The sequence below is a fragment of the Acidovorax sp. GBBC 1281 genome (assembly GCF_028473645.1).
Lineage (GTDB): Bacteria > Pseudomonadota > Gammaproteobacteria > Burkholderiales > Burkholderiaceae_C > Paracidovorax.
The window spans coordinates 4,979,346-4,994,142 of sequence record NZ_CP097269.1; the positions used below are offsets into that span (position 1 = coordinate 4,979,346).

The 14,797-nt window shown below is 67.5% G+C and carries 13 protein-coding genes and 2 pseudogenes; 3 read left to right on the forward strand and 12 right to left on the reverse strand.

The genetic code is table 11. The features are described from left to right. Positions 1-14 precede the first annotated feature (14 nt). A pseudogene (locus M5C96_RS23300) lies at positions 15-452 on the reverse strand (tripartite tricarboxylate transporter substrate-binding protein); the annotation flags it as partial. A 66-nt stretch (positions 453-518) separates the two neighbouring features. Between M5C96_RS23300 and M5C96_RS23305 the strand changes: the two are divergent. Continuing rightward, positions 519-1,604: an IS5 family transposase gene (locus M5C96_RS23305; RefSeq protein ID WP_272569558.1), complete on the forward strand. Its 1,086-nt coding sequence runs from the start codon at positions 519-521 to the stop codon at positions 1,602-1,604. Positions 1,605-1,735: 131 nt separating this feature from the next. Here M5C96_RS23305 and M5C96_RS23310 read toward each other — a convergent pair. Next, positions 1,736-2,284: pseudogene (locus M5C96_RS23310) on the reverse strand (Bug family tripartite tricarboxylate transporter substrate binding protein); the annotation flags it as partial. A 164-nt stretch (positions 2,285-2,448) separates the two neighbouring features. On the opposite strand from M5C96_RS23310, the gene M5C96_RS23315 reads away from it, so the two are divergent. After that, positions 2,449-3,357, forward strand: coding sequence for a LysR family transcriptional regulator (locus tag M5C96_RS23315; protein WP_272565576.1), 909 nt, complete (start codon positions 2,449-2,451; stop codon positions 3,355-3,357). 25 nt (positions 3,358-3,382) lie between these two features. On the opposite strand, the gene M5C96_RS23320 is transcribed toward M5C96_RS23315, so the two are convergent. From M5C96_RS23320 to M5C96_RS23365, 10 genes are all read right to left on the reverse strand, one after another. Next, positions 3,383-5,410 (reverse strand): hypothetical protein, encoded by a 2,028-nt coding sequence (locus M5C96_RS23320; protein WP_272565577.1) that lies wholly within the window; start codon positions 5,408-5,410, stop codon positions 3,383-3,385. Positions 5,411-5,635: 225 nt separating this feature from the next. Then, the gene (locus tag M5C96_RS23325) at positions 5,636-6,283 is read right to left on the reverse strand and encodes a hypothetical protein (RefSeq protein WP_272565578.1); all 648 of its coding nucleotides are present in this window, start codon (positions 6,281-6,283) and stop codon (positions 5,636-5,638) included. A gap of 8 nt (positions 6,284-6,291) precedes the next feature. Further along, positions 6,292-7,215: a hypothetical protein gene (locus M5C96_RS23330; RefSeq protein ID WP_272565581.1), complete on the reverse strand. Its 924-nt coding sequence runs from the start codon at positions 7,213-7,215 to the stop codon at positions 6,292-6,294. A 3-nt stretch (positions 7,216-7,218) separates the two neighbouring features. After that, positions 7,219-7,527, reverse strand: coding sequence for a hypothetical protein (locus M5C96_RS23335; RefSeq protein WP_272565582.1), 309 nt, complete (start codon positions 7,525-7,527; stop codon positions 7,219-7,221). A gap of 401 nt (positions 7,528-7,928) precedes the next feature. After that, the gene (locus M5C96_RS23340; protein WP_272565583.1) at positions 7,929-8,648 is read right to left on the reverse strand and encodes a uracil-DNA glycosylase; all 720 of its coding nucleotides are present in this window, start codon (positions 8,646-8,648) and stop codon (positions 7,929-7,931) included. A 74-nt stretch (positions 8,649-8,722) separates the two neighbouring features. Beyond that, complete coding sequence (trpC, locus tag M5C96_RS23345; RefSeq protein WP_272565585.1) at positions 8,723-9,523, reverse strand: indole-3-glycerol phosphate synthase TrpC; 801 nt, start codon at positions 9,521-9,523, stop codon at positions 8,723-8,725. Between the two features lie 29 nt (positions 9,524-9,552). Then, the gene (locus tag M5C96_RS23350; protein WP_272565586.1) at positions 9,553-10,167 is read right to left on the reverse strand and encodes a hypothetical protein; all 615 of its coding nucleotides are present in this window, start codon (positions 10,165-10,167) and stop codon (positions 9,553-9,555) included. Positions 10,168-10,356: 189 nt separating this feature from the next. Then, a complete protein-coding gene (trpD, locus tag M5C96_RS23355) occupies positions 10,357-11,388 on the reverse strand; it encodes an anthranilate phosphoribosyltransferase (protein ID WP_272565589.1) in 1,032 nt (343 codons plus the stop codon). A gap of 20 nt (positions 11,389-11,408) precedes the next feature. Continuing rightward, on the reverse strand, positions 11,409-12,074 hold the full coding sequence (locus M5C96_RS23360) for a LysE family translocator (protein WP_272565592.1): 666 nt from the start codon (positions 12,072-12,074) through the stop codon (positions 11,409-11,411). After that, complete coding sequence (locus M5C96_RS23365) at positions 12,071-12,640, reverse strand: aminodeoxychorismate/anthranilate synthase component II (RefSeq protein ID WP_272565594.1); 570 nt, start codon at positions 12,638-12,640, stop codon at positions 12,071-12,073. Before M5C96_RS23365 ends, M5C96_RS23360 begins: the two co-directional genes overlap by 4 nt. Before the next feature lie 527 nt (positions 12,641-13,167). On the opposite strand from M5C96_RS23365, the gene M5C96_RS23370 reads away from it, so the two are divergent. Next, positions 13,168-14,766 carry a hypothetical protein gene (locus tag M5C96_RS23370; protein ID WP_272565595.1) on the forward strand — a complete coding sequence of 533 codons (1,599 nt, stop codon included), beginning with the start codon at positions 13,168-13,170 and terminating at the stop codon, positions 14,764-14,766. Positions 14,767-14,797: the final 31 nt, after the last annotated feature.

Consider the following 14,797-nt stretch of genomic DNA (forward strand, 5'->3'; position numbering starts at 1 on the left):
CGCTCGGGGCGGGCTCATTGTTCCAGGGTGATCTTGCGCTCGCGGATCACGGCAGCCCAGCGTGCGCTGTCGGCCTGCACCATGGCGGCGAACTGCGCGGCCGTGCTGGGCCGGGCCGGCTCCACGCCCAGCTTGGCCAGGCTGGCGATGACGTCCGGGGCCTGCATGGCCTTGGCGAAGGCCTGGTGGATGCGCTCCACCAGCGCGGGCGGCGCACCGGCCGGTGCGTACACACCGAACCAGGTCACCGACGAATAACCGGGCAGGCCGGACTCCGCCAGCGTGGGCAGCTCGGGCGCAAGCGCGCTGCGCTGCTGGCTGGTCACGGCCAGGGCCCGCAGGCGGCCGCTCTTCACGTGGGGCATGCCGGTGGGAATCGAGTCGAACAGCACATGCACCTGGCCCGTCGCCAGGTCGGCGATCGACTGGGCCGTGCCCTTGTAGGGAACGTGCGGGAACCTCTCAAAACCCATCCGGTCCCTTGTTGATCGAGAATGCGTGCTCCATCCTTTGCCATGATCACTCCCCGTAGCGCCCTGAAGTTCGACCTGTTCGCTGAGGCCTCGCGCCAACACAAGAGAGATGAGGTGGGCGATCCGCTGCAGGTGATCGCGCGGCACATCGACTTCGCAGAACTGGCCCGGCTGGTGGATGCCTTGATCGAACGCGGGGGTGGCCGCCGGGGCGGTCGGCCCGCCTACCCCACCGAGGTGATGGTGCGCATCCTGGTGTTGAAGCGGCTGTACAACCTGTCCGATGAGCAGATGGAGTATCAGTTGCTGGACCGGGGGAGCTACCAGCGGTTTTGCCTGTTGCAGGATGCGATGAACGTGCCGGACCGCAAAACGATCTGGCGCTTTGGCGAGCGCCTTGGCGTGGGCGGGGCAACGGCCTTGTTCCAGGGGGTGGATGCCCAACTGCAGCGCCACGGCTACATCGCCCGGGGCGGGCAAGCCATTGATGCCACGCTGGTGCCCGCGCCCCGACAGCACATCGGCCAGCAGGAGCGGCGAACGCTGGCACAAGGCGGGCAGCCGGACTGGAGCCAAGCGCGACGCAGGCAAAAGGATGTGGAGGCCACGCACACGAAGAAGCACGGCAAAAGCCACTTCGGCTACAAGCTCAGCGTGAGCGTGGACCTCAAGCACGGCTTCATCCGCCGCCTCGCCACGGGCACGGCCAGCGAGCACGACGGGCACCACTTCGATGAGGTGCTGGACATGCACAACACCGGGCGGGCAGTGCATGCGGACAAAGCCTACCCGAGCCGCCAAAGGTGCCAGATGCTGAAAGTGCTGGGATTCGTGGATGCGATGCAGCGCCGTGCGCAGGCGGGCCGACCACAGAGCGAATGCCAGAAGGGGCGCAACCAGCGCATCGCAAAGAAACGAGCCAAGGTGGAGCACGTGTTCGCCGGTATCCGCCACCTGGGGGGCAAGTTCGTGCGCACCATCGGACAGGCGCGCGCCACGGTGGGGATGACGATGATGGCCGCCTGCTACAACATGAAGCGACTGGCCTGGTTCCTGCATCGGGGCGTGGATGCTTTCTTCAAGCCCGCCACTGGCAAGGCACAAGTGCGCCTGCAAACGGTGAAAGCCTGAGCCACCGGGCCTGCAAGGCCCCTCATGCACCCAGGCGCAGACCGTTGCTGGGCCTCATCACGCTCAAACGGCTACTGGCGCCCACTCCTCCCTATTCGGATTCGTCAAACATGGGGTTGTGAGAGGCTCCCGTGCGTCATCTCGATGCCGGCCTGCGCGCTGAAGGCCGCGGCATTGAGGTGCACGATGGTGCCGTTGCCGCTGCTGGCGTAGTTGAGCTGGCCGGGGTGCGCCTTGGCGTAGGCGATCAGGTCCGCCACCGATTTGACGGGCAGCGAGGGCGTGACCAGCAGCACGCTGGCGGCGTCCGCCACGTGGGCCACGGGCGTGAAGTCCTTGCGCGGGTCGTAGGCCAGGCGCGGCATGAGGTGGGGCGAGATCGCGTGCGTGCTGCTGGTGGTGAGCAGCAGGGTGTAGCCGTCGGCCGGGGCCTTGGCGGCCTCGGCCGCGCCGATGGTGCCGCCCGCGCCGGGCCGGTTGTCCACCACCATCTGCTGGCCCAGGTCCTGCGACACGCGCTGCGTGACCACGCGCGCCACCAGATCGGTGGCCCCGCTGGCCGGAAACGGCACGATCACGCGCACGGGGTGGCTGGGCCAAGCCTGCGCAGAGACCCCGCCGGCCGTCGCGGCGAGCGACAACGCAACGAGCAGGCAACGGGTGAAATTCACGAATCGCATGGAGCACTCCGATCGGGCACGCGGCAAAAGGGGCCATCTTAGGAATCGGTGCGCCCGCTGACCAACAGCAATTCGGCAAAGACCTTTGCCGCAACAGCAAAGCACTCGATACTTTGCACCTTCCCGAGCAAACCCCTTCAAAGCCCTTCGCGCCGTTCTCCACCATGCGAGCCCACCTGCTGCAAGACACCGCCCTGCGCTACTTCCTCGAAGTGGCGCAATGCGGATCGCTGACCGAAGCCTCCGCCCGGCTGCACGTGGCCGCCTCGGCCCTGAGCCGCCAGATCGCGGGGCTGGAAGCGCAGCTGGGCACGCCGCTGTTCGAGCGGCACCCGCGCGGCATGGTGCTGACGGCGGCCGGCGAGATCCTCGCCACGCATGCGCGGCGCACCGGGCTGGACGCCGAGCGCGCGCTGGGCGAGATCGGCGCGCTGCTCGGGCTGCGTGCGGGCCAGGTGCGCCTGGCCACCTCGGATGTGTTCGCCAATGAACTGGTGCCCCGGCTGTGCGTGGCGTTCCAGCGCGAGCATGCGGGCATCCGCTTCACGGTGACGGCGCTGCCCACTGCGCAGGTGCCGGAGGCCGTGCGCACGGGCGTGGCCGACATCGGCCTGTGCTTCAGCCGCGCGCCGCAGCCCGGCATCCAGGTGGCCCACCGCCAGAGCGCGCCCGTGCTGGCCATGCTGCCGCCCGGGCACCCGCTGGCCGGCGCCAGCCGCATCAGCCTGGCGCAGATGGCCCGGTTCCCGCTCGTGCTGCCGCCGCAGGAAACCATCGTGCGCCAGATGATCGACATGGCCTGCAGCCGCCAGGGCCTGCAGCTGGAGCCCGTGCTGGTCAGCAACCACGCCCGCACCGTGCTGGAGTTCGTGGCGCACGGCGGCGGCGTGTCGGTGTCGAGCGAAATCGCCACGCGCCATGCCGTGGCCGCAGGCGCCATCGTGGCACGGCCCCTCGGCGATCCGGGCATGGACCTGCGCGACATCGAAGTGCAGACCCTCGCCGGCCGCGCGCTGCCCGTGGCTGCGCAGGCCTTTCTGGAGCGGTTGAAGCAAGAGTTGCCGGGGCTGTGACAGGCGGCAGTGCAGGCCTGCGGGATCAGGGGCTTGCCATGCGGTGCTGCAGCGCTTTCAGCACCTCGGCGTCGAGCACGCCTCGGTGCACGCTGTGCAGGGCGTCGTTCAGGAGTTCCCAGGTTGCCCCTTTTCCAGACTGATCGGCCGTCTTCACATGGAATGCGTCCAGCCCGTCGAATTCGACGGTGCGGCATGCCTCGGCCGTGATCGGCACCTTGGTGTGCAAATGCACGTAGAGCGCGGGCGCCGGCCGGCCGTCAGCGAGCGTTCCCGTATCGAGCCTCACCTCGAAAAGGGTTCCATGGCGGTCGTCGGGATCGCCCAGCGAGCGCAGTTTGCGCGGCGCGCCGATGCGCAGCATGCCGCCATCCGCCGCCACGCCCTGTTGCAGCAAGTGCGAGACATGCTTGAGCTCGGGATACGGAAAGGTCTTGATCAGGTCCGTCCCCATGGCGTGGACGGATCGGTGCATGGCATCGATGGCTTCGATGCGCTGGTCCAGGGCCCGAAGGGTGTCCAGGACCAGCGTCGATCCCTCCGCGCCGGCCTCCGCCAATTGCTGGCGCCGGACCTTCCACTGGCCTGGATCGCCGAACCATCCATCGAGCGTGAACCGGATCTGGCGCGCCAGGTTCAGCGGATCGTTGTTCTGCCCGATTGCTGCACCGATCGTCACGGTGTCCTTGCGAAGGGACGCACCCAACGCCAGCACGTCGCCGGGCTCCCGCAGCCTGCCGGCCTTGGGAGCCGGGAACGCTTTGAGGCGCTCTTGCGCCAGTTCCAGCACGACGGTCTGGCGAAGGGACAGCGCGACGGCTGCCGGGCCGCCGATGCCGTCCGGCGGCACATGCCCACCTGCCGGGGCCTTGCGGGCCTTGCCGGCATAGGAGCGCCTGGGCGCCGGCGTGGAAGGGGATGCGACTAAATCGTACGGCCCCGGTGCCATCGGTGCTTCGTCGTCGGGCGGCGCCCAGTTGGACGGACGCGTGGGCACCCCCAGGTAGGTGGTGCCTTCCAGCCGGTTCGCGGTGGCAACGGACACCTTGTGCCCATCGAGCACGGCATCGCATTCCTGGGCCAGGGCCCCGATGGATTTCGCCAAACGCTTGGCGAAATCCAGGGCGACCGCCTGCGAGGCACCCGCTTCGGTATCGAAATGGCGGCTCGCCAGCAAGATGAACGCCTGCGCGTGCCCCCGCAAGCGCAACGCACCGTTTTGCATGCGCCCCGCGTGGGCCGCCGTGTCTCCCCGCATGGGGATGCGCGCGTCCTGCAGCAGATCGATCGCGGCGCGGTCCGACAGATCCACCGCGCAGCTCAACAGCGCCACGATCTCTCGGAGAATCTCGATGCCGTCCATGCCCTCTGCGACCACCATGCGATTGCCCAGGGTCCAGATCTTTTCCTTGTGCATGTCGAAGGCCTGCATCCGCAGTTTCGTGAGCGTGTGCGTGGCTTCCTTCAAGACCCCGACCAAGCCGGGGTGGGCTTTGAGGTGGGCCGGGGTGCCCAGCTTCTCGATGGCCTCGGACGTGGCAGTGATGTACGGCCGGATCGCCTCGATGACTTGATCGACCTGGCCGAGGTGCGCATTCAAATCCCTGTCCAAGGCGACCAGGTCCACGGGCTGGGAGCGCGCCTCCAGCATGCGCTGCGAAAGCGCATGGCCTTGCTCGACGGGCACCTCGGGAAGGTGCTGGACCAGAAAGGCCGCCAAGGCCGCGCGCTTTTGGTAGAGGGTCACGAAAGCATTTCGCCCTTGTGGGTCTTGGCGCTGGAGTTCGGTCAGGCCGTCGAAAGCGGCAATGCCGCGATCGGCCCACTGGAACGCCGTTTCCAGGATGCGCTGTTGATTGTGGGGCGTGACCCCTCCGGCCATGCACAGTCTGTCGAAGGTTTCGATATAGGCCGTCGCCTTGTCGACGGTTTCGCCGGCAACGATGGCCGCCTGCTTTTTCTCCCGCTTCTCGAGCCGTGCTTGCTGCGCCGGTTTCGGTGGCCGCTGAACGGGCAGCGCCGCGCGAAGCTGGGACGTCTCTCCGCTGGCCACGGTGCTTCTGGGACGGGACGGGAGATGCGCTGCAATGCCGCTGGGCGAGCCCGCCGGCGAACTGTCACGCCGCGATGCCACGCTGGGCACGTCCCGGGAAGGCCCTGACGCTGGCTCCTGGCCGGCGCGATGCGCGCGTGGGCTTCGGCTCGCTTTGCCGGAAGCAGTGAGTTCACCCGCCATGGACCTGCCCCTTGAAAACCCCAAAGATCAGCGTCACCCGCATCAGCGCTTCATGCGCTTTTGCAGGTCCAGCAACACCTGGTCCGTCAAAGGCCCCCGGTGCACAGGGCCGAGTATCGCGGCGTTGATGCTTTCCCAGTTCTTGCCCCGCCCACATTGCTCGGCCGTCTTGACGTGCACCGCCGCCAGGTCCTCGGGGGAGATGGTGGCGATGGCACCGGTGTCCACGACTTTCTCCGTGTGGAAATGCACGTAAAGCGACGGTGCGGGCTGCCCGTCCGACAGCGGACGCCCCGCAAGGCGCACTTCGAACACCTTGCCGTGGGTGTCGTCCGGATCGCCTTCGGACCGAAGCTTGCTCACCGCTCCCTCCGGCATGGCTTCGCCCGATGCCAGCAGCATCGATACATGGCGTGCCATCGGATAGGCGTATTGCTTGATGAGGTCGATCTCGATCTGCCGGACCTGGTCGTGCAGGGCCTGCACGGCGGCGGTCCGCTGCGCCACGTCGTCGCGCAACCGTGCCATCGAAGGCTCCTCCATGACGGGGCCCGCCATGCTGTCGAGCTGCTGGCTCCGTTGAGCCCAGATGCCGGGCTGGCCGAACCAGCTCACCAGCGCATTGCGCATGGATTGCGCCACGTGGATTGGGTCGATGCCGGTGTCCATGGCGGTGCGGATGCGGGACACATCGCGATTCATCGACTCCGCCAACGCGAAAAAGTCGAATCGCGCCCCGCCCGTCGGCTGTGGCGGCTTGCGAAACCGCTGGAGCCGCTCCGTCGCCAGTTCGATGGTGACCTCTTGCGCCGCGGACAATGCCGGCTTTCCGACCGATGGAGTCGATGGGCCGCCCGCAGAATGCGAGCCTTGGCGTTGCGGCGGTGCTTGCGGCCGGATTTGGAGGGCCCCTCCGACACGGCCGACTCCTGCGCGGAAAGGGCGGGTTCCGCCTCCTCGATCGGCGGTTCTTGAACCTGCGTCGACCGGCCCTCGACCGTGAGGTCATGAACGCGGGCAGCCATCTGCGGCGAGAGCTTTTGCGCCGTCAGCACCTTGCCGATCTCGCTGGCCAGCAACCGGATGGACGCCGCCAGCTCCAGGGCGGCCTTGCCCACCGGTGACGCCGACAGGTCCTGGTCGGGTGGCAGGTGCCGGGTCGCCTCCATGAGGTGATCCCGCGCGTGGCGCTCCAGCGCCATCACATAGCCCTCCAGCCATGCCACCTCCTGGGGGTGAGGCGCCACACGCGCATCCAACAGCAGATCGGCGGCCTTGCGCAGGTGCACGACATCGCCGACAAACTCTTTCTGCAGTTTCAGAGTCTGCTCGGTCACGCTGTCGGCAGCATCGGCTTGCGCCAGCATCATGACGCCCAGCATCACGCGATCCACGTGCGACTCAATGGCGATGAGCCGTGCCTTGGCAGCGCCCATCACCGCCGCCTTGAGCGTCGTGGCAGCGTCGGGCGTCGATTCGAACGTTTCCCGCTTTCCGAGCGAATCGATGGTGTCCGACAGAGCCTTGCCCAAAGGCTCCAGCTCTTTGAGTTGCGCATCTGCTTTTTCGACATAGCCGGCCCAGGCCGCCTGGTAGCTTGCCGCGTCGGGGTGGTACAGCAACTCTTACGCCAATTGGTCGACGCCCGATTTCGGCGTGGTCATGACCATGCGGTAGGCGGACATCGTCCGCTGCTGCTCGATGAACACCGGAATGCGTGGGCCCGCGTGGTGCCGTTGGCCCATCGTCAGTTTTCCCAGCGCCTCCATGGCGAGCTGGGCTTGCTCGAAAGCGGGGGACGATGCCCTGCGCGTCAATGCAGCGTCACGCTCCAGCGACAAGCGCCCCATGAACGTCTGATACCGATTCAGATGGGGAATCGCCTCGTCGATGGTCGTGGCCGCCGACCGGGCCGCAGGCGAAGGGCGCGCCAAAGCCGCTCCCAAGACGTCGGGCCGCGGCGGAACGTTGGCCCGTGGGCGCTGTGCTGTGGCGCTGGCAGCGTCACCAGCCTGCGCCCCGCCACGCGGGCGCAACGTATCCGAAGGCCCACCCTGATGCAGCGTGCTGCCACGCTGCCGCCCCGCTGATGACCTGGCCGGGGGAGCCGCATCCTGCGACGATGGCGTCGTTGCAGGACGCGCGGGTGTCCCTGCGGTACGGCCGCGATGGTTGACATTTCCCGATGGCATGGAAGACCTTGACGAAGTAAATCTACAGCCAGAAGGATGGCTGTGGTACTGCGGAAAGACTCTCAAAACCCGAAGCAGCTCAGGAGCTGGCGAAGCCCCCTTTTTTGCATAGCGTGGGGGCCCGCCCAGCCCTCACGCCGCGGCTACTTCTCGGCGTGCTGCTGGCGAAACTCCCGCGCCTTGCCGAAGTGCCCGCACCCGATGAACGGCACCGGCGGGCGCAGCGCGGACAGCGGCGAAGGGTGGTTGGCGGTGAGCACCAGATGGCCCCGGTCGCCCGGAATCCAAACGCGCTTGGATTGGGCGTGCGAGCCCCACAGCATGAACACCACCGGCCGATCGCCCTCGGCCACATGGCGGATCACTGCGTCGGTGAGCTCCTCCCAGCCCTTGCCGGAATGGCTGGCGGCCTGGCCCTCTTCCACGGTGAGGCAGGTGTTGAGCAGCAGCACGCCATTTTTTGCCCATTTGGCGAGGCTGCCGCCCGGCTCGGGCCAGGCGGGAAAGGGGGTGCCCAGGTCGCGCTGCATCTCCTTGAAGATGTTGCGCAGCGAAGGCGGCAGTTGCACGCCGGGCGCCACCGAAAACGCGAGGCCCTCGGCCTGCCCGCGGCCGTGGTACGGGTCCTGCCCCAGGATGACCACGCGCACCTGATCGGGCGGGGTCAGCTCCAGCGCGCGCAGCGGCCGGGGCGGGAAGATGGCGGCGCCATCCGCCAGCCGTGCCTTCAGAAACGCCAGCAGCGCCTGCCCCCGCGCACCGGCGAAAAAGGCATCAACCAGGGGCTGCCATCCGGGCGCCACGGGCCAGTCGGCAGGATCGGCGCTGTGCAGCTGGGTGGACGGCGCCACGGAATCATTCATGCTCAAAACAGTCTCCAGCACAATAAGATCTAGGGCATATCGCTATTAATTTAATAGCACCCAGCAAACCGGTGTCAGGCGAACAGCTTGGCCAGGGCCTCGCCGGGTTCCGGCGCCCGCATGAAGGCCTCGCCGACCAGGAAGGCGTTCACGCCCGCATCGCGCATCTGCCGCACGTCGGCGGGCGAGAGAATGCCCGACTCGGTCACCAGCAGGCGGTCAGCCGGCACGTTCTTTTGCAGCGCCAGGGTGGTCGAGAGCGACACCTCGAAGGTCCGTAGATTGCGGTTGTTGATGCCCACCAGCGGCGTGCGCAGGCGCAGCGCCCGGTCCAGCTCGGCGCCGTCGTGCACCTCCACCAGCACCGCCATGTCCAGGCTGCGGGCGATGGCCTCGAAATCGGCCATCTGCGCATCGTCCAGGCAGGCCGCGATCAGCAGGATGGCATCGGCGCCCATGGCCCGCGATTCATAGATCTGGTAGGCGTCCACCATGAAATCCTTGCGCAGCACCGGCAGCTGGCAGCTGGCGCGCGCCTGCTTCAGGTAGTCGGGCTGGCCCTGGAAAAACTGCCGGTCGGTCAGCACCGACAGGCACGCCGCGCTCACCTTGCCGTCGCCCTCGGCATAGCTCTGGGCGATGTCGGCGGGAATGAAATCCGCGCGCAGCACGCCCTTGGACGGGCTGGCCTTCTTGACCTCGGCGATCACCGCCGCCTGGCCCTTGGCTATTTTTGCGCGCAGCGCCCCTTCGAAGTCGCGCGTGAGCACGCGGCTTTCCGCATCCGCGCGAATGGCGGCCAGGGGCGCTTTCTTTTGCGCTGCCGCGATTTCCTCGCGCTTGACGGCAATGATCTTGTTCAGGATGTCGGACATGGAAGGCAATCAGGGAATGGGAAATAGGGTCAGCGCATCGGGCGCAGCGGCTCGCCAGAGCGACGAATGTGAAGGCGCTCGGCCAGCATGTCAACGCAACGATCCAGCTGTTGCAATTGTTGATTCCAGGTCGCCTGGCGCACGGCAGAAAACGTAACAGAGGTCAGTTGCGCCACCGGGCCGCGCCGCACATGGCGCAACTCCAGCACAAAACAGGTGCCGTGCGCGGCGCTGCTTCCGACGTAGCAGCCCAGGCTGTGCTCCGTGGCATTCAAAACGATGGGAGGCTGAGGGCCCTGCCCCACCGCCATGATGCGCAACTGTTCGAAGTCCACACACCAGCCGCGCCACCGACGCTCCTGGCGAGCCAGTATCCAAATGGCTGCAGCAGCCAGCACGCCGGTGACTACCGCCACCCCCCAGGAAATCGGTGGCGCGTCCAGACCGGGAACCTGCATGGCCTTCCAGCCCAGAAACAGCGAAACAGGGCCCAGCATGGCGGCATACGCCCATGGGCCGCGCGGCGGGTTCAAGGCCTCGGGCAACAACAAGCGCTGCACTCGCGTCAGGGCCAACGCCAGTGCTTCGACGCTGTGGAGCGGGCCATGCTCCACCCGAGGCCGCTTCATGAGGTCCTGCGTCATGGCATGGCGAAGTTGCATCGACCCGTGCGCATCAGCGCGCCGAGCAAAGCGCAGGCATCTTCCAGAGCGAGCGCCTCGGCCACGCCCGGTGGGCTGCGGTCTTCGGGAATGCCGCGACAAAGCGCGGCATCGACCTCGGGAGGCCGAGGGCGCCGAAGTTGGCAGGGCAGCACCACATGGGGCAATGCCTCAGGCCGCCAGCGCATGGGTGCACGCGACGAGTTGCTCCAGCTTGGCGAGGGCGGCGCCGCTGACAATGGCGGCGCGGGCGCGGACGATGCCGTCCGCGATCGAGTCGGCCACGTTGGCGGCATACAGCGCCGCGCCGGCATTCAGGCAGACGATGTCCTGGGCCGGGCCGGGCTGGCCGCGCAGCACGCCCAGCAGCACCTCGCGCGACTGCTCGGGGGTGTCCACCTTCAGGGTCCGGTTGCTGGCCATGGCCAGGCCGAAGTCTTCGGGGTGGATTTCGTATTCGGTGATCTCGCCCTTTTTCAGCTCGCCCACCAGCGTGGCCGCGCCCAGGCTGACCTCGTCCATGCCGTCGCGGCCATAGACCACCACGGCATGCTCGGCGCCCAGCCGCTGCAGCGCGCGCACCTGGATGCCCACCAGGTCGGGGTGGAACACCCCCATGAGGATGTTGGGCGCGCCCGCCGGGTTGGTGAGCGGCCCGAGGATGTTGAACAGGGTGCGCACGCCCATTTCCTTGCGCACCGGCGCCACGTTCTTCATGGCGGGGTGGTGGTTGGGCGCGAACATGAAGCCGATGCCGACCTCGGCGATGCAGCGCGCGATGGCCTCGGGCGGCAGGTTGATGTGCACGCCCAGCGACTCCATTACGTCGGCGCTGCCGCTCTTGCTGGAGACGCCGCGCCCGCCGTGCTTGGCGGTCTTGGCGCCGGCAGCGGCGGCCACGAACATCGCGCAGGTGGAGATGTTGAAGGTGTTGGCACCGTCGCCGCCCGTGCCCACGATGTCCACCATGTGCGTGGTGCCCGGCACGTGGACCTTGTTGGAGAACTCGCGCATGACCTGCGCGGCGGCAGCGATCTCGCCGATGGTTTCCTTCTTGACGCGCAGGCCGGTCACGATGGCCGCCGTCATCACGGGCGACAGTTCGCCGCGCATGATGAGGCGCATCAGGTGCAGCATCTCGTCGTGGAAGATTTCGCGGTGCTCGATGGTGCGCTGCAGCGCTTCCTGGGGGGTAATGGACATTCCGTTTCCTCGAATGAAGCTCAGGCGCCGGGACGCTCGGAGAGCGCGAGCCGGATGCCGAAACCGATGAACATCGCACCGGCCACGCGGTCCAGCCAATGCATGCCTCGCTGGATCGCACCCTGGCGGCGGGCCATCCAGGCCGCCGCCAGCGCCCAGCCGGCGTTGACCGGAATGGCGTTGATGTTGAACAGCACGCCCAGCAGCACGAAGGCCCAGGCCTTGTTCTCGGTGCCCGGTGCGATGAACTGGGGCACGAAGGCCAGAAAGAAGATGGCCACCTTGGGGTTGAGCACGTTGGTCCAGAACCCGCCCAGGAACACCTTCTTCAGCGAAGTTGGCGCCGAGGGCGCAGCGCGCGCGGCGGCCAGATCGGCGCCACCGGCCGCGTTGGCAGGGGCCTTGGCCCACAGCATGCGAACGCCCATCCACAGCAGGTAGGCGGCCCCCACCCATTTGAGCGCCGTGAAGGCCGTGGCCGACGCGGCCAGCAGCGCCCCCACGCCCACGGCCGCCGCGGCGATGTGCACGAAGCACCCGGCCGTGATCCCGAAGCCCGCGACGAGCCCGGCGCGCACGCCGGATTTCAGCGCGTTCGTGACGATGTAGAGCACGTCCGGCCCGGGCGTGAGGTTGAGCAGCCATCCGGCCGCGATGAACAGGAGTAGCTGGTGCGTCTCGATCATGGCCGCGCCTGCAGGAAGTTGCGCAGCATGGCGTGGCCGTGCTCGGTGAGGATGCTTTCCGGGTGGAACTGCACGCCTTCGATGTCCAGCGTCTTGTGGCGCACGCCCATGATCTCGCCGTCGTCGGTCCAGGCGGTCACCTCCAGCACGTCCGGGCAGGTGGCCCGCTCGATGGACAGCGAGTGGTAGCGGTTCACCGTGAACTGCTCGGGCAGGCCGGCGAACACGCCTTGTTGGGTGGTGGTGATCACGCTGGTCTTGCCGTGCATCAGTTCCTGGGCCCGCACGATGGTCCCGCCGAATGCGGCCCCGATGGCCTGGTGGCCCAGGCACACGCCCAGGATGGGCAGCTTGCCGGCGAAGTGGTGGATGGCGGCCACCGAGATGCCGGCTTCGACCGGCGAGCACGGCCCGGGGGAGATGACGAGCCGGTCGGGCGCCCGTGCGGCGATGCCCTCCAGCGTGATCTCGTCGTTGCGGTACACCTCGACCTCGGCACCCAGCTCTCCGAAGTACTGGACGATGTTGTAGGTGAAGCTGTCGTAGTTGTCGACCATCAGCAGCATGGCTTTGACCTCTTGAATGCTTGGGGGGCCGGGCCCGGCCCCCGTTGAGAAATGCCCCCCCGTCACACGGCGCAGCCCGGTCCGGGCGGGTCCGCGGCTGCCGAGGCAGCGGGGGGAGACTTTTTTGGGATGCGCGCCCGCGCGGGCGCACCAGGGGTGTCAGTTCGCAGGCTTGCGCCAACGAAGGGGGAAGGGTGCCGCCAGGCAAGGACGCGGATGAGGCATGGCGGCGATTATCACCTGCCTGCCCGCCCCGCCGTGCAAAGGACGGATTGGCTGGGCGCCAGCCCCTGCCCAGCCCCTCAGCCTCCCTCAACGAGCCCTCCGGCGCGCCGCTCTCACGCGCCACGCCGGTGCCCGCCGCACTTCGCATGGCCGCAATCCGCATCGCATACAAAGCGTTTACATACGCTTGCCACGCGGAAAGTCGGAACCTCCGCGTTGGGTCCTGCAACCGCCCCCTTTCCGTTCCGAAAAGGCCGATTGCCGTCCAGTGCATTTCTTCATCAACTGCAAGGGGTCAATCCATGGGTGCGATAAAAAACGCGTTCAAGTCAATCGCGAAGGGCATTGAAAAAGCCGTTCAGGGCGTAGGGCAAATCGCCAAAGGCCTGGTCACGCTCGATTTGAAAGGGGCAGCGGCCGGTCTCAAGAAGCTGGGAGAGGCGGGCGGAGACATCGCCCGCGGCGCCATCAACCTCACGCCGGCCGCATTGGCGGCCAATACCTTACTGGACGGGGCGCTCGACAAGGTGCTCAAGAAAGTGCAGAGCGTTGCCCAGAAGGTGGTCGACACCGCAGTGGACAGCGTCGAGGGCGGTCTCTCCAACATCAAGAACGGTGCCATCGGCCTGGCCAAGGGCATTGCCAAAGGCAACCTTTCGCAGGCCCTGAACGGCATCAAGGACCTGGCGCTGGGCGCCATGGAAACCGCCTCCAATTTCGGGCCCGGCGGCATCGCCAAGAACGTGGCGCGCCTGGCGGTGGACTCCACCATCGACCTGGCCACGCAGGAAGTCACCAAGGCCGCATCCAAGGTGCTGGATCCCAACGGCACATCGCTGCTGGGTGGCCTGGCCGTGGACACGATCGGTGCAGCCACCAGCGGCGGCCTGAGTTCCTCGCGCGCGGGCCGTTTCGCCGATGGCGAGAGCTTCCGCAAGGGCGCCAACGACCTGCCCGACACCCGCTCGACCGGACTGCGCCAGAACGGGGACGACCTGTCCGGCATGTCCCCGACGGGCTTCCGCCAGGGCGCGCGCGACGCCGCCGAAACCGCGGCCCGCGATGCGGTCGATACGGTCGTCCAGAGCACCATCGACAAGCTGATGCTCAGCCTGCAGCAGACGCTGGACCCCAACAACGACTCAAACGCGGTCGGCACCGGCACGAACCTGCTCGGCGGTGCATTGCAGGACGCCGCCAGCACGGCCGTGCAGACCCGCGGCCGCCGCGGCACGGATGGCTCGCGCCATGCACAGGGCCCGGACGAAGTGCCGCCGCAGACCCGCCGCGAGGCCGTCAAGGAATCGGTGCAGAACTCCGTGCACAACGCCGTCGACATGGCCATCCAGGCCGCTGTGCAAGCCGCCCTGTACACGCTGCTGCCCAAGCTGGGGCTCGACCAGAACAGCGCGCTGGCAGCGCTCGGCCAGGGCGTGCTCGAGGACACGCTGTCCAACGTGAGCAGCCCGCGCAATGCGACGGGCCTGAAGTCGGGCAGCCGCCAGGTGGCCTCGGACCTCAAGCAAGGCCTGCAGAACTCCATCCAGGAAAAGCTGCTCGGCGTGGCGGACCAGGCCATCCAGGGCATCGTCGACCAGGTCATGGCCAAGGGCCTTCAGGGCCTGCAACCGACGGGCGGCGCATCGTCGCCGAGCGCGGGCGGCGTGGGCAGCCAGCTGGGCTCGGACCTGCGTTCCGGCATCCAGGACCGCATCCAGTCCGTGGTGAAGGACGTGATCAGCGGCGTGATGCAGTCGGTGATCGACACCGCCAACCAGGGCGTGGCCGCGGGCCTGTCCCTCGGCAAGGGCCTGCCGCAACTGCCACAGCTGCCACAGCTGCCCGCCAGCGCGACCGAAACCCGCGTTTCGATCGACATGCACATGCACATCCGCGCCTGACGCGGACGCTTCTTCCTCACTTCTTTTGAAA

Coding starts and splice junctions, on each gene's coding strand:
- M5C96_RS23315 (WP_272565576.1), top strand. CDS start 2,449: ATGCGAGCCCACCTGCTGCAAGACACCGCCCTGCGCTACTTCCTCGAA.
- M5C96_RS23340 (WP_272565583.1), bottom strand. CDS start 8,648: ATGAATGATTCCGTGGCGCCGTCCACCCAGCTGCACAGCGCCGATCCT.
- trpC (WP_272565585.1), bottom strand. CDS start 9,523: ATGTCCGACATCCTGAACAAGATCATTGCCGTCAAGCGCGAGGAAATC.
- M5C96_RS23350 (WP_272565586.1), bottom strand. CDS start 10,167: ATGACGCAGGACCTCATGAAGCGGCCTCGGGTGGAGCATGGCCCGCTC.
- trpD (WP_272565589.1), bottom strand. CDS start 11,388: ATGTCCATTACCCCCCAGGAAGCGCTGCAGCGCACCATCGAGCACCGC.
- M5C96_RS23360 (WP_272565592.1), bottom strand. CDS start 12,074: ATGATCGAGACGCACCAGCTACTCCTGTTCATCGCGGCCGGATGGCTG.
- M5C96_RS23365 (WP_272565594.1), bottom strand. CDS start 12,640: ATGCTGCTGATGGTCGACAACTACGACAGCTTCACCTACAACATCGTC.
- M5C96_RS23370 (WP_272565595.1), top strand. CDS start 13,168: ATGGGTGCGATAAAAAACGCGTTCAAGTCAATCGCGAAGGGCATTGAA.